Source organism: Streptomyces sp. TLI_185 (genome assembly GCF_003814765.1).
Taxonomy (GTDB): Bacteria; Actinomycetota; Actinomycetes; order Streptomycetales; family Streptomycetaceae; genus Streptomyces.
On the sequence record NZ_RKRB01000002.1, the window covers coordinates 66,977 to 87,297 of the forward strand.

Consider the following 20,321-nt stretch of genomic DNA (forward strand, 5'->3'; position numbering starts at 1 on the left):
GTTTCAGCGACGGTGCTGTTCAGCGCCCTGTTCCAGCAGGGCTCGTGCGGATTCCGCGTAGCGCATCGCGGTCTTCTCGTCGAGGCCGAACACCTCGGCGAGGTGGAGCGGGTCGGGGCCGTGGGCCAGGGCCTCTTCGAGTTGGCGGTCGACGCGGAGCCGTTCCAGCGTCGCGTCCTGCCCGCGCATCGCGGCACTGATCCATGGGTTGCTGGCGGCGCTGGTCTTCGTGGCGCTCCACTCAGGCCAGTGGGGCGACGCCCCGCAGCTCATCCCTGTCATGGAACGCATCCGGGTCGGCCGGCTCGGCGCTGGACGCCCGCGCACCCGGCCGGACCAGCTCGGCGGCGATAACAAGTCATCTCAATTGGCGATCAGTTCCGCCGGAATGCGCTGGCCGGACTGGTGCGGCAACGGTTGAATGCCGCCGTGGAGAACACCTGGACACCGGCCCATCAAGCGGTGGAGAACGAGGACGCAGAGACCCTGGCTCAGTTACTGGCCAAGGGAGCCGATCCCGATGAGGCATGCGACAACATGACGCTCCTGACGCACGCCATTGACGCGGAAGGCGATAGCGCCTTGCAGAGCGGCAGGCCGCTGACTGTGCATACCACCGCTGTGCTCCTGGCCTACGGTGCTGATCCGCAACTCCCTGACCCTGATGGGCAAACGCCCATGGACCTTGCCATTCGCTATGGCCATGACCTGGCAGTCAGGCTGTTGCAACGGCACATCGGCGAGTCAGGCGGCGCAGGCAGATGAGGGTGCAGGCGACACCCCTCCGGTCCGGAATCGCTACGACCACCCACCCTTGGAATCGATCATCTCGGGGGGCGTGCGCTTCAGCCGCCCTCTGCCAGAGGCCGGGGCACAACTGCCGTGCGTACCGGGCGGCGCAGGCTGTGAAACGGTCCTCGAACCCCGGGCCGGGCTCCAGCCCCGTACGGCGCCAGATCCGGCCTGTGTCGAACCAGTTGTCCTCGGTGAGGAGGGCGTATTGGTGATCGGAGAGCTCCGGCATCGCGCTCTTGACCGGTGACCGGTGTTCCTCGAGCGGAACCTGCCGTACTTCCGGCAGCCGCAGCAGCACCCGCAGACGAGCGACCAGATGGTCCATGGGCAGCGGCCGGGGGTCCGCCACGTGGTACGTCCCGCCGTCGGCCGGCCAGGGCTGCCGACCCGCCGGGGCAGGCCCGCCCACCACCGCGACGGCCGCATGGTCGGCTACGCGCTGCTCGCTCCGGAGGCCAAGCCGTCCCGTTCGTCCTGGACCTTCCGCCGCCGGGTGTTCTGGCTGCTGCCCCATGACCGGGACGGGACACCGTTCCTGACGGGCTGTACGCCACCGAGGCGCCCGCCGAGGCCATCGATCCGCGTACCCTGGTGCCGGTGAGCAAGGGGTGCAAGACGGAGCGGTCGGAGGGCGGGGCGGTGTCGTCACCCCTGCCGGGGGCGTCGCTGCCCACGTAACCGGCTCGACGTGCTCGCGTCCGGCGGGCGAACGCCCCGGCGGGCCTTGCGGCGGTGCAGTGCTGAAGGAAACAGTCAGGCCGGGCAGTTGTGAGCGCCGGACGGCTCGTCTGTCACGGTGGGTGGATCCGGGGGAGGGCCGCTCATGGGTGTCACGTCCATGGAGCTGGGGGCCCGTGCCGTACTGCTGTTACGGGCACGGGCGCGTGAACGGCCGGTGGGGCCTGGCGCCACCGGCTGCGCGGTGCGGTGTCCACGTCGCGCAGCCGGTGGGAAATGACGGGCGGGGCGGGCCGGAGACAGGCTCGGCTGCCTTCAGAGTGTCGGTCCGGTGATGGTGGAGACGAAGACCGTCTCCCCGTCCTGGCGGCCGGCGACCTCCACGGTCATGATCCCCGCGTTCTCGGGCGAGGCCCGTGTGACCTCCACCCAGCAGGGCCGGTCGAGTTCGGCGTAGCGGAAGAACTGGGTGGTGGCGTTCGTGGGCTTCAGCCGCTTCGGGGCGAGTGCCGCGGAGGCCGCCTGCCGCGCGCCTTCCAGCAGGACCATACCGGGGAGGTGGTCGTCGGTGTGGTCGAAGAAGATCGGGTGTGTGAGGTCGGGGGTGAGCAGCCAGCGGCCGGGTGTGTCCATCGCGGAGAGCACCACATCCCTTGTGGAGGCGCGTCCGACGGCCGACGGGGCGAGCGGACTGCGGCTTTCGGCTATCGCGAAGGCCGCGCCCGACCACGGTTTGCGGTTCGCGCGCAGCCTGTTGTACACCGCCCGCGGGGTGGTGGAGAAGGAACCCGCCCCGTGTGCCATAAGGGCCCCGTCGCGGTGGATGGACAGGTCGAGCCGCAGCGAACTGGCCGCTCCTCGCCGCCAGGCGATCTCCGTGCACTTGGCCTCGACGCTGAAGTCCGTCGGTGTCAGGGCGATGCCCATGTTCTCGGGGTGCGTCGTGTAGCTGAGGTCCCGCATCACGAACCGGTGGCTGAGCGAAACACCCAGTTCGGCGTGGGCGAGGAACATGCCTGCCTGACGGAACGTCTCTGCAACCTGGAGCGGATCGTGACCGCTCCCGTCGGCGCTGTTGAACAGTGTGTGCGCACGCGGCCACTGTCCCGTGAGGGAGAAGTTCTGCTTTTCGCCGGCGGTGCAGCCGGTCAGGAACACCTCGGCCAGGCAGGCGCGGTGCACGTACTCCTTCGGGACGGTCGTGGTCAGCCGAGGAAGTGCGGACAGTTCGATTCCCTGTGGTGCCGTATCCAGTTCCATCAAAGACCCCCGTCTTGCAACTTTGTTCGACGACGTCTCATAAGATACGGACCTACCGGTTTTCTTGGCGCGCCGTCGAGGCAAAGGATTGACCAAGCATCGGTAGAAAGGGTGAAGGAAAGGTTCCGCTTTGGTGGTTAACTCTGACCAGTTTTGAGCGAAGTAGGGACGCAAGCGCGACAAACTGGACAAATCTTGTTTCCTCGATCGGTTGATGTTGTGAACCTCGCTCTACAGTAAAAAACCCGTTTCGCGGTTTTTTTTGTCGCTGTTCTAATAGGAGGCACCTGTGCGTGAGCTATCCGTTCCTGTCGTCCTGGACCCGTCCGGCCAGGATCTGCACGGCGAGGCTGCTGTGCTGCGACAGCTTGGGCCGGTCGTCCAAGTCGTGCTGCCAGGTGGTGTGAAGGCCTGGTCGGTGAACCGACTCGACCTGATCAAGCAGGTGATGACGGACCCGGCCGTGTCCAAGGACGCCTACCAGCACTGGTCCGCGTGGATCAGCCGCGAGGTGGACGACTCGTGGCCGCTCGCCATGTGGGTGTCGGTGCAGAGCATGCTCACCGCTTACGGGCCGGAGCACACCCGGCTCCGCAAGCTGATCGCCGGAGCCTTCACCACCCGGCGCGTGACGGACCTTCAGCCCCGTATCAGGGCGATCACCGACGAGCTGCTCACCCGCCTGGAACGCCGTCCGGCGGGACAACCCGTGGACCTGCGCAGGGAGTTCGCCTGTGAACTGCCCCTTCGGGTGATCTCGGAGATGCTCGGCCTGGACGACGACGAGCAGCACGACTTCCACCGGGTGGTCAACACACTGTTCACCACTTCGACGACGCCCGAGAAGGCACAGCAGAACCAGATCGAGCTGTACGAGCTCCTGGACCACCTGGTCCGCCGCAAGCGCACCGAGCCGGCCGCCGATCTCACCAGCGCCCTGATAGCCATACGGGACGAGGACGGGGGAGGGCTGACGGAGAAGGAACTCGTGGACACGCTCCATCTGATTCTGGGAGCGGGGCACGAGACGACCATCAACCTCCTCGACCATGCCATCTGCGCACTGCTCACTCATCCCGAACAGCTCCGCCTCGTCCGCGAAGAAGCTGTCACCTGGGAGGCCGTAGTGGAGGAGACACTGCGCTGCCAGGCCCCGGTGGCCAACATTCCGCTGCGCTTCGCCATCAAGGACATCGACCTGGAGGGGACTGTGATCCCCGCAGGGGAGCCGATTCTCCTGTCGCTCGTCGCCGCAGGCCGCGATCCCGGCACCCACGGTCCCGACGCCGACACCTTCGACGCAACCCGCGCGCGCCGCGAACACGTCTCCTTCGGCCACGGTGTGCACCACTGCCTGGGCCGGCCGTTGGCGATGAGCGAGGCGACCACCGCCCTGCCCGCTCTCTTCGAGCGCTTCCCGCACTTGCGGCTGGCCGTGCCGGCCGACGAGCTGCGCCCCTCGGAGTCCTTCATCTCCAGCGGCCATGCGGAACTTCCCGTCCTGCTGACGCCTGAGCGCTGACATTCCTCATCCCCCCAGGGAGAACTCCTGTGTCTCACCCCCCGCTGCGCACCCTCCGGCTCGCGGCCGTCGACATCGACGGCGTCCTGCTGAACGACACCTTCAGCCCGGTCATCCACCGACTGGTCGTCCAGCACGGCCTCACCTACACGGCCGAGCTCGAGCGCGCCTTCCTCTCCCAGCCCCGACTGACCGCGGCCCAGGCCTTCGTGGAAGCGGCCGGCAGCACCGCGACCCCCCAGGAGATACTCACGGCCTACTTCGCGGAACGCGAGCGGTACCTGCGCACACACCCGCTGAGGATGCTCGACGGGGCGGTCGCGCTCCTGGAACGGCTGCGGGCACTCGGACTCGAGATCGTGTGCTACGGCGGTCTGGGCAAGAGCCACTTCGACCGTCACCTCGGAGCGTGGGCCTCCTTCTTCACCGAGCCCCGATACATCTGCACCAACGACTTCCGCCCGGGCGTCCGGGAGATCACCCAGGACGTCTTCGGCCTGGACCCCGCCCAGGTGCTCTTCATCGACGATGTGGCAGCAGTGGCCGAGAGCGCCCGGGAACTGGATGTTCCCTTCATCGGGCACCCCAGTTCCTTCGCGCACGGATTCCAGCGGCGCCTCATGCAGGAGGCGGGTGTCCGGCACATCGTCTCGAGCCTGTCCGGCATCGATGAGCAACTGCTGCGTGCCGTGGACCACGAGGCCGGCGAGGGCGGCGTCTGGCAGCGGGCCGAAAGCGCCGCGACTGCCGGTGCGCGCCTGCACGGCGAGGAGCTTTCATGACCGCCACCAGCGATACGGCTCCGCTGGCCGGCAAGGTCGCGTTCATCACCGGGGCCAGTAGCGGTATCGGCGCCGCCGCGGCGCGCGTGTTCGCCGGCCAAGGGGCCGCGGTCGTTCTTTCCGCCCGCCGCGAGGACCGGTTGCTGGACCTTGTCGCCCAGCTGCGCCAGGCCGGGGCACAGGCGAGCCACTGGGTCGCGGACGTGCGCAGCGGCAGGGAGGTCCGGCGCGCGGTCGAACACGCTGTCGAGCACTACGGCCGCCTGGACATCGCCTTCAACAACGCCGGCGTGGGAGTCGCGAAGGAGCCCCTGCACCGTCTCGAGGACGAGGACTACGAGTTGGTCATGGACACGAACGTGCGCGGCGTGTGGAACTGTATGCGCCACGAGATCACGGCGATGCTGGCGGGCGGTGGCGGGGCGATCGTCAACACCAGTAGTGTCGGCGGGCTGGTCGCCTCCTCGACGGCCGCGCCCTACATCGCCGCCAAGCACGCCGTGATCGGACTGACGAAGGCAGCAGCGGTGGAGTACGCCCCGCACGGCATACGGGTCAACGCGATCGCTCCGGGACTCACGCGCTCCGAAATGATCGACGAGTGGTTCAGGCACAGCCCGGAAGCCGAGCAACGTGCCTACCGGTCCGCGCCCCAGGGCCGGGCCGCCGATCCCGTGGAGGTGGCTGAGACAGCCGCCTGGCTGGGCAGTGACAAGGCGAGCTTCGTCACCGGCGCGACGCTGCCCGTGGACGGTGGCCGGACCGCATGGTGAACGCCGGCCCACATCGGACCGTACGCCATGTTTCTTTCCGTTCTATCGGGGTCGGAACAGGGTAAGGTACGTAACGTTCGGTTTTAATTTCTCATCTGTTGGGGGGCCCATGGCGCGACAACAGCGTGCGGTACGGACCCGACGTGCGGTTATTGAGGCCGCGGCTCAGGTCTTCGCCGAGCGCGGCTACGCCGCGGCCACCATCGCCGAGATCCTGGACCGGGCCAGCGTGACCAAAGGCGCCCTCTACTTCCACTTCAACTCCAAAGAGGCCCTGGCGCGCGGTGTGATCGAGGCTCAGATCTCGGACAGCCACTGGATGCCGCGCGAGCTGAAGCTTCAGGAGTGGGTGGACGTGGGCATGGTGCTGGCCTACCAGATACCCAGGGACGTGATTTTCCTGGCGGGTATCCGGCTGTCCGCGGACCTCCAGGGCCGCCGCATGTTCGGCAGTGCCTGGCCCGCCTGGATCGAGCTGTCCACCAAGCTTCTGGCGGAGGCCAAGGCGCGTGGCGAGGTCCTGCCGCACGTCGTCCCGGCCGAAACGGCCGAATGCTTCCTCGGAGCATGGATCGGCATTCAGATGTTCTCCGAGGCCGTCACCGACTGGTCGGACCTGAGCGAGCGGGTCACCATCCTGTTCAACCACATGCTGCCGGCCATCGCCACACCCGCGGCGTTGATCAGACTCGACACGGCGCCCGACCGAGGCGCCCGGGTCGTCGAGGAAGCGAGGCGCGCCGAAGCGCTCGTGGCAGCGGAGTCCTGACAAGCGGGCGTTGTCCGCGCGGCCTTGCCGGAGCCCAACAGGGGCAGCGTACAAAACCAGGCGCCTGGTTTTGTACGCTGCCCCTGTCATCGTCACAAGCCGATCCTGAGGCGCGGTGCGGTGGCGCTCTCATCCTGCGGGCGGCGGGTGTGACCCAGGAGGCGGGGCATGCAGCAGACCATATTTCATATGTGCTGTTTGAGTGTGGACCCTCTGGCAGGTCTGTCGTAAGTCCACTTGCGGCATCGAGGGAAGGTGGACAGGAGACTTACGCTCGTCCTGGCGGCAACCCGCGCGAGTTAACTCTCGATTCCGGCACTGGCAAACCAACCAACTATGCGGTTTGATATGGGTCCTGCCTAAGGGGAACAGGAGGAGGGTGCGATGGTCAAGCAGGTGCGGGCGGCTCGTACGCGCCAGACCCTCATCGTCGCGGCGGCCGAGATGTTCGCCGACGTGGGCTATGCATCGGCCACTCTGCCTGCCATCAGCAAGCGGGCCGGCGTCAGTTCCGGGGCTTTGCACTTCCACTTCGCGAGCAAGGACTCCCTGGCTGCCGAGGTGGAGGCCGAGGCGGCGGAGTCGGTGCGCGAGCTGGCCGACAACTGCCGCTTCGAGGCGGCCACATTCCTGCAGGCGCTCGTGGACACCACCTGCCGCCTGCTGCTCGTCCTTGCTGCCGATCCCGTGGTCCGGGCCGGCTTCAGGCTGAGCGGCGACCCCTCCCGCAAGGGCGGGGCGGAGATGCTGCACTGGTGGCGCGCCCTTGTGTACGACCTGATCACCCAGGCCGAGCGGGCGGGCGAACTGGCGCACGACGTCTCGTCAGAAGCCGCGATGGTTGCCATCGTGGCCGCCACTCTCGGCTTCCAGGCTGCCGGTGCGGCGGACCGCGCCTGGCTCGCGGCGGAGCGCGTGGCGCAGTTCTGGACCTTCATCCTGCCGCGGCTCGCGGCATCCCCCGATCACGGAGTGGTGCCGACCCTCCACGTGCGCGACCTCGGCGGATGGTCTGAGTAGAGCCGCGCCTGCGGTTCGCGCACACTCGGCGCGCTGAGGGGCTGACCTGCCGCCGCGGCCTTCGGCCTTCCGAAAGTCCATGCCGCGCGGCAGTCGTTCGTCCCCTCTCGGCGCGGTCTGGGGTCTGCCTGGAGCCCAAGTGGAGCGACTCGTATGGGATTGACATACCGCACGTGCTGTTTTTTACTTGGGAGTGCTAGGGGAACGCTGTAGACGGCACCAATGAATGGGGGAGACACCGTGGAGATCGATGTGCTCGGCACACTCGCCGTACGGCTCAACGGGGTGTCCATCACGCCGACGGCACCCAAGCCGCGCCAGGTGATCGCCCTGCTGGCGCTGCGGGCCGGTCAGGTCGTCCCGGTGGCCGTCCTGGCCGAGGAACTGTGGGGGAGCAGGCCCCCGCGCAGCGCCCGCGCCACCCTGCAGACCTACATCCTGCAACTGCGCGAACTCATCAGCACCGCCCTGGAGAACGGCACCGGGGACGAAACCGGGCAGCACCGCCAGGCCAAGGACGTACTGCTCACCGTCCCCGGCGGCTATCTCCTCAAGGCCGGCGACGGCACCAGCAACGTACGGGAGTTCGAACGTCTCGCAGGCTCCGGATACCGGGCCATGGACGCCGAGGACTACCCCCAGGCCGCCCGTCTGCTGCGCCAGGCGCTCGGGCTGTGGACCGGCCCCGCACTGGCCGACGTCCAGACGGGCCCCCAGCTGCAGACCGAGGTCAAGCGGCTGGAGGAGAGCCGGCTGTGCGCCCTGGACCAGCGCGTCGAGGCGGACCTGCGGCTCGGCCGGCACCGTGAGCTGCTCGCCGAACTGACCGTGCTGGTCAACCGGTACCCCACCCACGAGAGTCTGTGCGGTCAGTACATGCTCGCGCTGTACCGCTCCGGCCGCCGAGGCGAGGCGCTCGACGCCTACCAGCGGCTGCGCGCCACCCTGGTGCGCGCCATGGGCCTCGAACCGTCCTCCGCGCTCGCCAAGCTGCAGCGTTCCATCCTGATGTCCGGCCCCGAGACTCTCCCGGCCCGCCCCGCGACGGGCGCGGCCGTGGCCCCGGTGGGCTGACGCCACGTCACCTTGCGCCTCCTCCACCAGGACTCGAGCACCGCCCAGGCCCGGCCGTGCAGCGTTGATCACACCTGGAGGAGGGGGTCGCGCATGTCGACGCAGCGAGTGCACTCCGCCCAGCACACGGTCCCGGTCGCGGCGCCTGCCGGCGTCGTCTACGGCCTCCTCGCCGACGCTCCGCGCTGGCCGGCCCTGCTGGCCCCTTTCGTCCATGTCGAACGCATCGACTTCGACGGCGCCGAGGAGAACCTGCGGCTGTGGCACCTGCGGCACGGCCAGGTGTGTTCCGCGCTCGCCCGCCGCGTGCTGCGGCCACACCAGCGCCGTATCGAGTTCGAACTGCAGGATGCCCTGCTGCCCGGTGCGCCGACCTCCGGCATCTGGAGTGTGGCGCCCGACGGCGCCGACCGGTGCCTGCTGACCCTGCGGCATGAGCGCACGGCCGGGCCCTGGGAGATGTCCGAGGCACTCGAGACGGACGTGAAGACCGAGCTGACGGCACTGCGTGAGGCGGCCGAGCGCTGGGACCGGCTGGACGAACTGCTGCTGTCCTTCGAGGACAGCGTGTACGTCTCCGGCTCCCCCGAACTCGTCTACGACTTCCTCTACCGCATCGAGGACTGGGCCGAAGTGGTTCCCCACGTCGAACGGGCCGAGGTCATCGAGGACCAACCGGGTGTGCAGGCGACGGTCCTGCACACCTGTGACCCGGAGACGGGGCAGACGCTGGTGTCCGAGGCCATACGGCTGTGTTTCCCGGCCGCGGGGCGGATCGTCCACAAGGAGACCGTGACGCCCGATCCCGTCGCCGCGCACTACGGGGAGTGGTACCTGGAGCCCGACGTGACCGGAGTGCGGGTCGTCTCCTCCCACCACGTGATGCTCCGGGAGAGCGCGGTGGAGGCCGTCCTGGGCGGGGGCGCACTTCTCGTGGATGCCCGCAGGTACGTGCGCGACTGGCTTGGACGGTCGAGCACGGAGGCCCTGAACCTGGCGCGGTGGCACGCCGAGAGCGCCGTACGCCGACTGCGATGAGCCGGCCGGGAAACGACAGTACGGCGACCAGTACCACGTACCACGACGACGAGGAGATCGGCGATGGCCCTGACCCGGCCAGCCCCGCATGCCGGGCGGCCCCCGACGACCCCGGCCCTCCCCGCCCCCGCGGACGAACCGGCCGGCGCGGCGCAGTATGCGGCGCGCCTCCAAGCGCTGCTCGGCGACCCCCTGGACCGCCACAACCCCTACGGCCGGTCCGCCCTGTGGGCCGCGCGGTACGACGATCTGCCCGCCCCTCCCGCCGGTCTGCCCGATGCCGACCAGATGCGGCCGGCTGCCGGTCAGCTCGCGCGCGCCCTGCGCCCGCTTTTTTGCCGGGATCTCGCCCTCGCCCATGCCTGGAGCATCCGTCCGCTGCTGAGCGCACCGCTGCCGCACCCGGCAGCCGCGCTGCTCGGGCCGGCGGCGCTCCTCGCGGCGGCCGGCGGCGTCCTGCGCAGCGTGACCCGCATCGTGGACGGCCTGAGCAGCCACGAACCCGGTGCCAGGCAGTGGCGGCCGGTGCTGGCCTCGGTCTTCGCGGACCTGCTGGCCTGCGAGAGCCTGACGACCGTGGCCCTGCGGTCCTGCCCCGACCGGGATCCGGGCGCGGCCGTGCCCGGCGCGGGCCCGCCCCGGCCGTCCGGCGAACCGCTCGCCGCGGTCGTGGGGTACCTCGTGCCCCAGCTGGTCGGTGAGCTGCTCGGCGATCTCGAACTGGTGCTGAACGAGTGCGGTTTCGACGGCGACACCCTCGAACGGCGCACACTGGCCAAGATCCTCAGGGACCGGCCGTTCGCCCGGTCCGACTGGAGGTCCGCCGCTGCCGCTCAGGTCCGCCTCGTGGAGGAACTGAGCGCGACGGGCGGCTCGCGGCCGGACGACGGCACGCAGCTCGCAGCGCTGTTCCGGATCACCGGGGCCGCCGCCGCGGCACCCGGCACCATCAGCGCGCAGACCGTCGCGGCGACACTGGCCGGTGCCACCGACCGGCTCGCCGGTGCCGATGAACCCGGCACCGCGGCGCTCGCCCGCGTCGGCCGCAGGCTGGTCACCGAGCAGCGCGCGCTGCGTGTCGCCTGCGCGGCCACCGCCGCGCACGACCCCGCCGACCCGGCGGCGCGCGCCCTGGCGGACCGACAGGCCCTGCTGGTGCTGGCCGCCGCCGCGCTGGGCGTGCGGGAAGCGGCGGCCGGGACGCAGCTGCCCTTCCTCGGCACAGCCGGCTGGGTGCTGCTGGCGCTGGGACGGATCGCCGGACGGCTCGGGCTGCCACTGCCCGACCGCACGCCCGATCCGCAGCCGGGCGTGTGGGACGAGCTGGCCCGGCGCGCGGCGAACGGCGTGGACTGCGACCTGTATGCGACGAGGCTGCCGTGGTGAGCGGAGCCGGCGCGGCGCACGGCCGCACACCGCCGGTCCCCTTCCCGCCGCCCTGCCATGTTCCCGGGCCGGAGGGGCCGTGGGAGGAGGTCCAGGAGCGGATCGAGCGGACGGGCCGGGCTCTCGTGCACACCACCTGGGGCCAGTGGCTGACACCGGCCCTGCTCGATCCCGGGCTGCGCACGCTGCTCGGCCGCGACTGGCCGCGCTACCGGCAGCATCCGGCCCCGGCGGGCCGGTTGAGCCTCGCCGTCTCCCGCGTGGTGCTCAAGCACACGGCCGCCGCAGCTCTCCAGGTCCCCGCCGGCCGGCTCGACCTCGCCTATCTGCCGGGCGGGCGGCCCGTGCTGCGCGGGCTCGGCGCCGACCTGCAGGTGAGCCTCACCCATACCGACGAGCTGATCGTGGTCGGTGTCAGCCGCGCCGGACCGGTCGGCGTGGACGCCGAGCCTGCCGGGCGCCGGATCTCCTACGAGGCGCTGCGCGACCACGTGTGCACCGCCGAGGAGGCCGAACTGCTCGCTGCCCTGCCCGAGGAGGAGCGCACCGACAGGTTCCTGCGACTGTGGACGCTGAAGGAGGCGTACACCAAGGCGCTCGGGCACGGCATGCGGCGCCGGTTCTCGGCGGTCGGCTTCGGGTGGGACGCGACGGGAACCGCCCGGCTCGACGGGGACACGGCCGGGGAGTGGGCCTTTGCCACCCATCTCGTCGATGGGCGCTTCCTGGTGAGCGAGGCGCATCGGCAGGACGCCGCGCAGCCGGCGCCGGGTGGGACGCGGGCCCCGTCATCCGCGGACGAACCGGTGCGGCCGCCCAAGGCGCTGCCGCCGCAGGGCCCCCGGGCCATCGGTCTTCCGCAGCGGCGTGGCCCCGGCCAGCGGTGAGCGGATGCGTCGGGCGGGGCCGCCGGGTGGTGGCCGGGCGCGTCGTGCAGAAACGATTCGAAAAGGAGGTTGGGGTGCCTCGGACGGCCGCTGCGGCAGAGCTGTCCGGCACCCCGGGCAGCGGATGAGGAGTCATCACTCGCACATGGGCGCCGTCCTCGCCGTGGTGCATGAACCGCTCGGCACCCAGGCCTGGTCGCCGCTCGTCTTCGAGCTGTGTGCACTCGCCCGCACGGATGCCGGGGCGGTTGCCGCGCGCGTCGCCGAGCGTCATCGGATGTACGACGTCGACCTGGACGACATGGCGGACGACATACCGGACGCCGGGGGCTTGGGCCGCCATCTCCTGCGGCTCACCCCCCGCGGCCCGGCCGACCCCGGTGGGGCGCTCACCGACGACCTGCTGGCCGACCTGCTGGCGCCGCCCGCAGCGGGCACGATCGCCGTGACCGGGCATCAGCGGGCGCTGCTCGCGGCGGCGGTGGACAGTCGGTGCGGCCCTGGCCGGTACGTGGAGCAGATCTTCTGGGACTGGGCGGGGCCGTTGGACCTCAGCCGGTTCATCACCGCCTGGCAGTCCGTCGCCGAACGGGAGGCGGTGCTGCGGGCGTCCTTCGACTGGGCCGGCGCCGCCCGCCTGGTGCTCCACGACCGCGCGGTCGTGGAGGTCGTACGCCATGCGCACGCCGACGTCGCCTGGAGCGAACTGCTCCGGCAGGACCGGGCCCGCGGCTTCGAGCTGTACCGGCCGGGTCTGCTGCGGCTGTCCCTGCTCGACGGGCCGCCGGACACGACCGGTGCCGGGCACTCGCCCACCCGCCTGCTGGTGACCTATCACCGGGCTCTGCTCGACGAACGCGGGGCACGACTGCTGGTGCGGCAGTTCTACCGTGCCTACCTCGCCGGCGGCGTGCTGCCCGGTGGGGACCGGCGGCCCGACATCCGCGATCACACCCAGTGGCTGACCCGCCAGGACCCGGCCGGGGCCCGGGAGTTCTGGGCATCGGCCGCACCGCCTGCCGACGCCGCCGTCAGCCCGGGCCGCCCCGGCGGGCCACTGCGGCACACCGAGGGGCCGGGCCGGATCCAGCGCCGGCTCAGGCCGCCCGAGACCTCCCGGCTGCGCTCCTGGGCCGCGGGCCGGGGCGCGGGGGAGAGCAGCGCCCTGCACGCGGTGTGGGCCCTGCTGCTGTACCGGGCGGCCGGAGCCGACGGGCCGCTGCCGGTGGCCTTCGGCGTGCACCTGTCCGGGCGGGACATGTCCCTGCGGGCCGCGGCCGACATCCCCGGGCTGCTGGGCAACCCGCTGCCGATGACGGTCACCGTGGACCCCTCCGCTGCGCTGGTGGACCTGCTGCTGCAGGCGCGGAACGCGGCGCTCGACCTCTGCCCCTACGCCTGGGTCTCGAACGACCGGATCCGGGAGTGGAGCGGGCGCGCCTGCGGGCCGGACCTCACCGAGACCACCGTCCGCTTCGACAGCCACCCCGAACTGCCGCAGAACCTGCGGGCCGAACTGGCGGCGCGGGGCATTCGTGTGGGCGTGCCGCAGAGCGCCGGTGGTGACACCACGCTGCCGGTCACGCTCGTCGCGCACTACGACGCCGACGGCGCCCTCGTGCTGACCGCCCTGTACGACCGGGCCAGGTTCACCGACACCGACGCCTCCAGCACCCTCTCGCAGTGCCTGCAACTGCTGCGCAGACTGCCCGAGCACCCGGACGAGGGGTTCACCGTCGGCGACGCCCTGCGGTTGCTGAGCACCTCCGAGGTGCCCCGCCTGGCGCCGCCCGAACCGGGCGGCACCCGGCTCGCGCTGGCGGTACTGCGGGCCGGGGCCCCCGGGGCGGACGTCGTGTGCCTGGTCACGGTCCCCGGCGTCACGCCCGGTGCGTACGACACGCTCGTGCGCGAGCACGAGGGGCCGGAACGCATCGTGTCGCTCAGCGTGACGGGCCGGCAGGTGCCGTCCGGGCCCCTCCGGGAACTGCTCGGCGGCGGGCGGCGGTTGACCCTGTGCGGTGCCGGTCCGGCCGCCCGGGTCGCCCACGAGATCGCCCGCAGTGCTGCGGAGCGGACGGGTGAGGCCTGGGCCGTGGTCATGACCGGGGTCGGCGGTGCTGCCGAGAGCGCCGAGGCGTTGTCGCGGGCCCTGCAGGCGGTGCGGGCGCGCAGCACCTGACCGGTGGCGCCGCTGCCCGTGCTTTCCACCGGGCCGAGAGCGCCTCTTGAGTGGCATGGCCGACGGTGGCCGAAAAGAGGAGGCGGCATGGACGACACGGACCGTGCGGAACCGGCTCTGCGCGTCGAGCGAGGCATGGCGACCGAAGAGGAACTGGCCGCACTGACCGTCGTACTGCTGGCCCTGCGCGGCCGGCCGGCGGACGAGGGCGCACCGCCGCGGCCGGTCAGCCGCCCGCGCTGGTGGCTGCGGCCGTGGGGCTACCAGGGATCGCGCGGGTGGCGGTGAGAAACGCTCCCTGAAGAAACCTTTCGGTCTGTTACCGGGAAGCTTGGCGAGGGAAAGTGGTCTGTTCCTCCTGAGCGACTCGGGGTGACTCCTCCCTTTTTGTGAACACGCAACGGTCCGTTGTTGTTGCAGAGGGCGCGTCAAAATGGCCGATCAGACGTGGGAGTTGGCACGTGAGCGGCTACCTTCGAGGCTTGCTGCACCGTCACTCGAAGACCGATAGAAACAGGACGTACGGTCTGGTATTGACATACCGTTCGTGCTGTTTTTAAATCGGGGGGTGCCAGCAGCGCACGTGACTAGGGGAGACGGCGTGGACATCGACGTACTGGGCGCATTGGACGTGAGGGAGAACGGGGTGTCCGTCGCCCCGACGGCGCCGAAGCCCCGCCAGGTCCTGGCGCTGCTGGCACTGCACGCGGACCGGGTGGTGCCGGTTGCCTCACTCATCGAGGAACTGTGGTCGGACCGCCCGCCGCGCAGCGCGCGCACCACCTTGCAGACCTATGTGCTGCAACTGCGCGAACTCATCGCGGCGGCCCTGGCCCGCGGCACCGGACAGCAGTCCGGCGCCGAGCCGGAACGCCGCAGCGCCAAGGACGTGCTGCTCACCCTGCCGGGCGGATACCTGCTCTCCTCCGATGGCGGCGCCAGTGACATCCGAGAGTTCGAGCGCCTGGCGGGACTGGGCTACCGGGCCATGGACGCCGGTGACTTCGCGGGTGCCTCACGCACCCTCACGGCCGCCCTGGACCTGTGGTCGGGATCCGCCTTCGCGGACGTGCAGACCGGAATCCAGCTCGCCATGGAGGCCAAGCGCCTCGACGAGAGCCGGCTGTGCGCACTCGACCAGCGCATCGAGGCGGACCTGCGGCTCGGGCGGCACCGCGAAGTGCTCGCCGAGCTGACGGTACTGACGAGCCGTTACCGCACTCATGAGAACCTGCACGCCCAGTTCATGATCGCGCTGCACCGCTCAGGGCGGCGAGGTGAGGCGCTCGACGTCTACCTGCAACTGCGCACCATCCTCGGGCGCGAACTGGGCCTGGAACCGTCGCCGCGGCTGTCCCGGCTCCAGCACTCGATCCTGATGGCCACGCCCGAGACCACACCGGGCCCGGCGGCACCGGCCCGCGCTGCCCGAGCCGCGCACGTCCCGCCCGCCGGACCCCTCGCACCGACCCACTGACCTCCGGCACGGGGGCCGATCCTTGGAGGCATCCACCATGACCAGTGAGCCGACGGCACCTTCCGATGGCCACGGAGACATCCTTGCCGAGCTCACGGCCGTGCTGGCCGGTGTCGTACACGCCGACCCCGACCGGATCGACCCCGAACAGCCCTTCCCCGTCCTCGGCCTGGACTCCCTGCTCACCGTCGAGTTCGTCGCGGCCGTCGCCCAGCGCTTCGGCGTCCGGATCGCCGGCGCGGCCCTCTACGAGCACCCCACACCGTCCCTTCTCGCGGGCCACCTGGCAGCCGTCCGCCGTGGTGCCGAGGTGGCCCCAGCCGTTCAGGACCCCGGTGCCTCGGCCGCGGTGCTGCAGGAGCTGCGCCGGCAGCTGGCGCGGATCCTGCACTGCGACCCCTGGGAGATCGAGGGCGGTGCCGCCTTCGCCGAGCTGGGCATCGACTCCATCCTGGCGGCCGGTTTCGTCGCCGGCGTCAACCGGGCCTACGGCCTGAGCGAACGCCCCGTCACCGTCCACGAGCATCCCAGCCTCGCCGCGATGGCCTCCTACATCGCCTCTCGCACCGGGGGAACGGTGAGCCCCGCGGCGCCGGAGGCCGACAGCGGCGCACCGGCCGGCGAAGGCGCGCGGCAGGAGCCGCCGGCCACCGCGGCCGTGAAGCGGCCCCCGCTGTCCCAGGACGAGATGGTCGCGCTTCTCGACGCGGTGCGCGACGACCGGATCGGCGTCGACGAGGCCGCCGCTCTCCTGGCGGACCGATCCGCCTGAACGGTGGCACCACCCCGTCGAACACCGGCAGCTCCCCGCCTGCTTCGGCCCCGGCGGCCCCCGGGCCGCGACGTCGCGCCGTCCGCAGTGGGACGGCGAACCGAGACGGACGAGACGACATCATGACCATCACCGCACCCGAGTCCCTCAGCGCCGGGCCCGCACCGCACCCCGAGACGGGGGCCCCGGTGAAGCTTTGGCTGTGCCCCAACGACGCCCTCCCGCCCGCCGTCGCCGGGGTGCTGGCAACGCACTGGCTCGACGAGCGTGAACACAAGACCGCGGCCGGGTTCCTCTTCGAACGCGACCGCCGGCAGTACCTCGTCGCCCACACCCTGGTCCGCCGGGCCCTGGCGCTGGAGGCCGGCCTCGCCGAGGCCGAGCTGGTCATCTGGCGTTCCTCGCGCGGGCGGCCGTTCCTGCAGCCCCGGCCCGGAGGCCTGCCGAGGGACGGCGACCACCTGGACTTCAACCTCTCCCACGCAGGCGGCTACAGCCTGCTCGGCATTGTCCGCAGGCAGCGCATCGGAGTCGACGTCGAGGGCCTCGGGCGCGAGGCTGGGGCCCTGGAGAGCATCCTGACCGCCTTCACCCCCGAGGAGCAGCGGTGGGTGGCCGGTGCCCCCACGGGACAGCAGCGGGACCGCCGGGTACTCAGGCTGTGGACCCTGAAGGAGGCGTACTCCAAGGCCCGTGGACTGGGACTCGGGCTGCCCTTCGACGAGTTCTCCTTCTCCCTGGCCGACGACCGGGGGGTGCTCGCCTTCCGACCGCCCGCCGACGACCTGGCCGGGAGCTGGCGGTTCTTGGAACTGGAGCCGGTGCCCGACGTGCTGGCCGCGGTGGCCCTACCCGCGGACGAACACTCCGCCCCGCACCTCGAGTTGCACCACGGATTCCCCTGGGACCGGGCCGCACCGCACACCATCGCCCTGCCCGAGCCCGTGGGCCCGCCGCATGACTAGGGCCGCATCAGGCAACGGTCGCCCTGGTGAGGAACCAAGCCAACACAGCCACGCCGATGGGTAACGCAACAAGGTAGCCGACGAGGACACCGACGCCCGGATCAGCCAGCGCAGGAAAGGCCCAGTTCACTGCTGCAGCCACGAGCAGTCTCACCGTGGCCAGCGCAAGGAGAGCGGCAACAACAGCAAGCCGACGCGGCGGGCCCGCCCCGCTGTACAACTCAGCCGCAGGCCCGATCGCGATCAGGCCCGTCACGAGGAGGACGAAACCAGTGTCGGGCAGCCACCCGAACGGCCACCCCACCAGAGCGACCAACCCGGAGACAGCAAGACCGCCCAGTTCCAACGCGACGGTGGACACTACCGGGTGGTCCCACGAGGGGCGTCGGATCGAGCCGCTCCCACTGTCCTTCTCATCGGCCACGTCGTCAGAGTAGCCATCGACAGGGCGAACGTTGCCTGATGCGGCACTAGCTTGACCTTCGTCCTGCGAGGTGGCGAGCCACCAGGGCATCACCGGTGCGGGAACAGTGCGGGAACAGTGCGGGAAAAGAGCGTACGCGTCGCAAGGTTGTCCGTCGTTTCGAAAGCCGGACCGGAATCGAGAGTTCATTTCCAGTATTGATACATGTGTTCTTGGGAGACGCGCGGGCTTCGCGCAACACCCCACTTGGAGCACTGCTAGAGGACCGCTACAGGAATTCGCTTGGGGGGCACGGACGCGGCTAGCGTGCGTACGGGGGCGGAGATTTCCGGCCACCAAGGAACTGGACAAGGAACTCGACGAAGTGGGGAGGACACCATGAAGATTAAGGTTCTGGGTCCGTTGAGTGCCGAGGTCAACGGGGGATCAATCGTTCCAACGGCCGGCAAGCCGCGACAGATTCTGTCACTGCTGGCACTGTATCCCGGGCGGGTCATGCCCGTTCCCACACTCATGGAGGAACTCTGGGGAAGCGAGCTCCCGGCGAGCGCGCTGACGACCCTTCAGACGTACATCCTCCAATTGCGCAGAAGGCTCGGCACGGCGATGGGCCCGGGTGCGCCGACCGGAGCGAAGGACATTCTCGTCACGCGGCACGGCGGATATCTGCTCCAGATCGACCAGAGCTGCGTCGACGTCAACCAGTACGAGCAACTGGTCCGGCAGGGCCAGACCGCGTTCGAGGCGGGTGACAACGATGTGTCCGCGGCGCGTTTCCGCGCGGCACTCGACCTGTGGACCGGCGGGCCGCTGGTCGATGTGAAACTCGGGCCGGTCCTCGACATCGAGGTGATGCGGTTACAGGAGAGCCGACTGGTCACCGTGGAGCGGCGCATCGACGCCGACCTGCGGCTCGGTCGCCACTCGGAGCTGATCGCCGAGCTGACCGAGCTGACCGCTCGCCATCCGCACCACGAAGGGCTGCACTCTCAGGTCATGGTGGCGATGTACCGGTCCGGCCGGCAGGCCACGGCGCTGGAGGTCTACCGCAGACTGCGCATGCGGCTCATCGACGAGCTGGGGGTGGAACCCTCCCCGCAATTGCAGCGCATGCACCAGGCGATGCTGGCCGTGGATCCGCAGCTGGACGTGCTGGCGGGGCCGCGCCACACCTCGACGTTCGACCTGTTCGCGGCATGAGGGACGGCACCCCCGGCCCACGGACGGCGGTCTGTACGGGAGTTCAACAGGGCCGGGGACGCAAACAGAGCGGAAGCCACCGCGCCACGCGTTCGCGGATCACTCCGTCGCCAGGTTCTGGCGGGCGAGGTGCCCCGCGAACGCGAGGGACCAGTCGTCAGCGTGGTCGAGCCGTGCCGGAACGCCCACCAGGGTGTCGGTTTCACACGCGTCGACGTACACCGGACAACGAAATGCCGTCCGGGGTGGGGCAAACGAATCCAGCCGAGATCAATTTCCGGAAACATTGCCGGAATTGAGTGACGGCTTGCCGGGACGGCCTCACGGGCGTGAGAAAGTGCATGGGTATTTTCTTGAATGTCACCGGATTCCACTCGTTCTCCATCACCTCTCCAGGGCGGACGGTCATGTTCTCCGGGACAGCTGTACGGGATGACGAACCATGAGGAAAGGCCTCTCGTCATGGTGCCCACGTTGACCGAGCCCCTCAGCGGGGCGCTGCACGAACTCCTCACCGCTTGCTGCTTGCGGGAGCGCAACAAGGAACTCGTCCTCGCACTGGTCGCGGCAGGCAACCGTGGCGAGGTCAACCAGCTCACCCGCCACTGGGCAGGCCCCGCCGGCACGGCCGGGCGAGCGCTGCCCGACGGGCTGGGGCTGACGGCCGAGAGCGTCCTCGCCGACGGTGACGTCGTCGTGCTGCGGGCGACCGCGCGCGCCGGACGGGCGGCCTGGTCGCTGGTCGCAGAGCTCCGCTTCGACGCAGCGGGCCGGGTTGCGCACTGCCACGACCTGCTCGTTCCGGGGACGCCGGCGAGCTGACTGGGCCGACGAACCGGCATCAACTCCATTGCCCTCAAGGCGGCTTCAAGGCGGAAAGGGGGCAGCCGGTGAGGGTGGCGTGGGGCTGGCCGGACCGGGCTGTTGCGGCGTAATAGCGCGGCGCAGCCGTGGGAGGTACGCCGAACTCCGACTGAGTGAGGGCGGTTTCGACCGGGTGGTGCGGTGCGGCCCGGGCCACGAGGAGCTCGATGCCTCGTCGTCGATGGACGGTGTACGGCGCCTGCGGCAGGAAGCGTTCGGCCTGGACGAATGCAGGTCGGGGACGGTTCGGGGCTCGCTGGAGAAAACGGACGGACGGGACCTGGCGGAGCTAGCGTGGGGAGGTCGAGTGTGAGGGGGCGGTCATGGGAGAGCGCCACATCGGCCGGCACATACCGCCGCTGCAGCCGAAACCGTGTGCTTGTCGTCGGATGCCCGGGGCGCCGAGGTGTGGTGGGTCTGGGCCGGTGGTGTGTGCTGTGCGGTTCGGTGGGG

General features: G+C 70.3%; 21 protein-coding genes and 2 pseudogenes. 19 read left to right on the top strand and 4 right to left on the bottom strand.

The annotated features are described in order from the left end of the window. Positions 1-3: 3 nt before the first annotated feature. Positions 4-282: a hypothetical protein gene (locus EDD92_RS48870; protein WP_260327441.1), complete on the bottom strand. Its 279-nt coding sequence runs from the start codon at positions 280-282 to the stop codon at positions 4-6. Here EDD92_RS48870 and EDD92_RS51975 point away from each other — a divergent pair. The 3 genes and pseudogenes from EDD92_RS51975 to EDD92_RS48885 form a co-directional block, all read left to right on the top strand. Beyond that, positions 245-364, top strand: a pseudogene (locus tag EDD92_RS51975) (IS5/IS1182 family transposase); the annotation flags it as partial. The gene EDD92_RS48870 and the pseudogene EDD92_RS51975 overlap by 38 nt on opposite strands. Positions 365-429: 65 nt before the next feature. Continuing rightward, the gene (locus EDD92_RS48880; RefSeq protein WP_123970942.1) at positions 430-765 is read left to right on the top strand and encodes an ankyrin repeat domain-containing protein; all 336 of its coding nucleotides are present in this window, start codon (positions 430-432) and stop codon (positions 763-765) included. 409 nt (positions 766-1,174) lie between these two features. Further along, positions 1,175-1,473: pseudogene (locus EDD92_RS48885) on the top strand (DUF6009 family protein); the annotation flags it as partial. A gap of 315 nt (positions 1,474-1,788) precedes the next feature. Here EDD92_RS48885 and EDD92_RS48890 read toward each other — a convergent pair. Next, entirely contained in the window at positions 1,789-2,733 is a 945-nt protein-coding gene (locus EDD92_RS48890; RefSeq protein ID WP_123970943.1) for a ScbA/BarX family gamma-butyrolactone biosynthesis protein, read from the bottom strand. Positions 2,734-3,022: 289 nt separating this feature from the next. Here EDD92_RS48890 and EDD92_RS48895 point away from each other — a divergent pair, with 289 nt between their 5' ends. The 14 genes from EDD92_RS48895 (at position 3,023) to EDD92_RS48960 (ending at position 17,380) form a co-directional block, all read left to right on the top strand. Then, entirely contained in the window at positions 3,023-4,255 is a 1,233-nt protein-coding gene (locus tag EDD92_RS48895) for a cytochrome P450 (protein WP_123970944.1), read from the top strand. Between the two features lie 29 nt (positions 4,256-4,284). Beyond that, complete coding sequence (locus EDD92_RS48900) at positions 4,285-5,037, top strand: HAD family hydrolase (RefSeq protein ID WP_185124525.1); 753 nt, start codon at positions 4,285-4,287, stop codon at positions 5,035-5,037. Continuing rightward, on the top strand, positions 5,034-5,810 hold the full coding sequence (locus EDD92_RS48905; protein ID WP_123970945.1) for an SDR family NAD(P)-dependent oxidoreductase: 777 nt from the start codon (positions 5,034-5,036) through the stop codon (positions 5,808-5,810). Before EDD92_RS48900 ends, EDD92_RS48905 begins: the two co-directional genes overlap by 4 nt. 109 nt (positions 5,811-5,919) lie before the next feature. Further along, a complete protein-coding gene (locus EDD92_RS48910) occupies positions 5,920-6,579 on the top strand; it encodes a ScbR family autoregulator-binding transcription factor (protein WP_123970946.1) in 660 nt (219 codons plus the stop codon). A gap of 384 nt (positions 6,580-6,963) precedes the next feature. Further along, entirely contained in the window at positions 6,964-7,599 is a 636-nt protein-coding gene (locus EDD92_RS48915; RefSeq protein ID WP_123970947.1) for a ScbR family autoregulator-binding transcription factor, read from the top strand. Between the two features lie 240 nt (positions 7,600-7,839). After that, positions 7,840-8,673 carry an AfsR/SARP family transcriptional regulator gene (locus EDD92_RS48920; protein ID WP_123970948.1) on the top strand — a complete coding sequence of 278 codons (834 nt, stop codon included), beginning with the start codon at positions 7,840-7,842 and terminating at the stop codon, positions 8,671-8,673. Positions 8,674-8,766: 93 nt separating this feature from the next. Continuing rightward, positions 8,767-9,711 (top strand): SRPBCC family protein, encoded by a 945-nt coding sequence (locus EDD92_RS48925; RefSeq protein ID WP_123970949.1) that lies wholly within the window; start codon positions 8,767-8,769, stop codon positions 9,709-9,711. A 63-nt stretch (positions 9,712-9,774) separates the two neighbouring features. Further along, positions 9,775-11,097 carry a hypothetical protein gene (locus tag EDD92_RS48930; protein WP_123970950.1) on the top strand — a complete coding sequence of 441 codons (1,323 nt, stop codon included), beginning with the start codon at positions 9,775-9,777 and terminating at the stop codon, positions 11,095-11,097. Next, a complete protein-coding gene (locus EDD92_RS48935) occupies positions 11,094-11,984 on the top strand; it encodes a 4'-phosphopantetheinyl transferase superfamily protein (protein ID WP_123970951.1) in 891 nt (296 codons plus the stop codon). The genes EDD92_RS48930 and EDD92_RS48935 overlap by 4 nt, the downstream gene beginning before the upstream one ends. A 145-nt stretch (positions 11,985-12,129) precedes the next feature. Beyond that, the gene (locus EDD92_RS48940) at positions 12,130-14,166 is read left to right on the top strand and encodes a condensation domain-containing protein (RefSeq protein WP_260327412.1); all 2,037 of its coding nucleotides are present in this window, start codon (positions 12,130-12,132) and stop codon (positions 14,164-14,166) included. An 87-nt stretch (positions 14,167-14,253) separates the two neighbouring features. Further along, positions 14,254-14,454 carry an acyl-CoA carboxylase subunit epsilon gene (locus tag EDD92_RS48945; RefSeq protein ID WP_123970953.1) on the top strand — a complete coding sequence of 67 codons (201 nt, stop codon included), beginning with the start codon at positions 14,254-14,256 and terminating at the stop codon, positions 14,452-14,454. 313 nt (positions 14,455-14,767) lie between these two features. Next, positions 14,768-15,643 carry an AfsR/SARP family transcriptional regulator gene (locus tag EDD92_RS48950; protein WP_123970954.1) on the top strand — a complete coding sequence of 292 codons (876 nt, stop codon included), beginning with the start codon at positions 14,768-14,770 and terminating at the stop codon, positions 15,641-15,643. Between the two features lie 37 nt (positions 15,644-15,680). Next, entirely contained in the window at positions 15,681-16,415 is a 735-nt protein-coding gene (locus tag EDD92_RS48955; RefSeq protein ID WP_123970955.1) for an acyl carrier protein, read from the top strand. 122 nt (positions 16,416-16,537) lie between these two features. Continuing rightward, on the top strand, positions 16,538-17,380 hold the full coding sequence (locus tag EDD92_RS48960; RefSeq protein WP_185124526.1) for a 4'-phosphopantetheinyl transferase superfamily protein: 843 nt from the start codon (positions 16,538-16,540) through the stop codon (positions 17,378-17,380). 7 nt (positions 17,381-17,387) lie between these two features. Here EDD92_RS48960 and EDD92_RS48965 read toward each other — a convergent pair whose 3' ends face one another. After that, entirely contained in the window at positions 17,388-17,804 is a 417-nt protein-coding gene (locus EDD92_RS48965; protein WP_260327413.1) for a hypothetical protein, read from the bottom strand. A gap of 378 nt (positions 17,805-18,182) precedes the next feature. Here EDD92_RS48965 and EDD92_RS48970 point away from each other — a divergent pair, with 378 nt between their 5' ends. Then, complete coding sequence (locus EDD92_RS48970; RefSeq protein ID WP_123970956.1) at positions 18,183-19,004, top strand: AfsR/SARP family transcriptional regulator; 822 nt, start codon at positions 18,183-18,185, stop codon at positions 19,002-19,004. Positions 19,005-19,103: 99 nt separating this feature from the next. Here EDD92_RS48970 and EDD92_RS51980 read toward each other — a convergent pair whose 3' ends face one another. Continuing rightward, on the bottom strand, positions 19,104-19,226 hold the full coding sequence (locus EDD92_RS51980; protein ID WP_260327414.1) for a hypothetical protein: 123 nt from the start codon (positions 19,224-19,226) through the stop codon (positions 19,104-19,106). A gap of 252 nt (positions 19,227-19,478) precedes the next feature. On the opposite strand from EDD92_RS51980, the gene EDD92_RS48975 reads away from it, so the two are divergent. Further along, positions 19,479-19,826 carry a hypothetical protein gene (locus tag EDD92_RS48975; RefSeq protein WP_123970957.1) on the top strand — a complete coding sequence of 116 codons (348 nt, stop codon included), beginning with the start codon at positions 19,479-19,481 and terminating at the stop codon, positions 19,824-19,826. Positions 19,827-20,321: the final 495 nt, after the last annotated feature.

Excerpts from the sequence above, each read along its gene's own strand:
- EDD92_RS48870 (WP_260327441.1), bottom strand. The coding sequence starts at position 282 with ATGACAGGGATGAGCTGCGGGGCGTCGCCCCACTGGCCTGAGTGGAGC.
- EDD92_RS48890 (WP_123970943.1), bottom strand. The coding sequence starts at position 2,733 with ATGGAACTGGATACGGCACCACAGGGAATCGAACTGTCCGCACTTCCT.
- EDD92_RS48905 (WP_123970945.1), top strand. The coding sequence starts at position 5,034 with ATGACCGCCACCAGCGATACGGCTCCGCTGGCCGGCAAGGTCGCGTTC.
- EDD92_RS48910 (WP_123970946.1), top strand. The coding sequence starts at position 5,920 with ATGGCGCGACAACAGCGTGCGGTACGGACCCGACGTGCGGTTATTGAG.
- EDD92_RS48915 (WP_123970947.1), top strand. The coding sequence starts at position 6,964 with ATGGTCAAGCAGGTGCGGGCGGCTCGTACGCGCCAGACCCTCATCGTC.
- EDD92_RS48925 (WP_123970949.1), top strand. The coding sequence starts at position 8,767 with ATGTCGACGCAGCGAGTGCACTCCGCCCAGCACACGGTCCCGGTCGCG.
- EDD92_RS48930 (WP_123970950.1), top strand. The coding sequence starts at position 9,775 with ATGGCCCTGACCCGGCCAGCCCCGCATGCCGGGCGGCCCCCGACGACC.
- EDD92_RS48940 (WP_260327412.1), top strand. The coding sequence starts at position 12,130 with ATGGGCGCCGTCCTCGCCGTGGTGCATGAACCGCTCGGCACCCAGGCC.
- EDD92_RS48945 (WP_123970953.1), top strand. The coding sequence starts at position 14,254 with ATGGACGACACGGACCGTGCGGAACCGGCTCTGCGCGTCGAGCGAGGC.
- EDD92_RS48955 (WP_123970955.1), top strand. The coding sequence starts at position 15,681 with ATGACCAGTGAGCCGACGGCACCTTCCGATGGCCACGGAGACATCCTT.
- EDD92_RS48960 (WP_185124526.1), top strand. The coding sequence starts at position 16,538 with ATGACCATCACCGCACCCGAGTCCCTCAGCGCCGGGCCCGCACCGCAC.
- EDD92_RS48970 (WP_123970956.1), top strand. The coding sequence starts at position 18,183 with ATGAAGATTAAGGTTCTGGGTCCGTTGAGTGCCGAGGTCAACGGGGGA.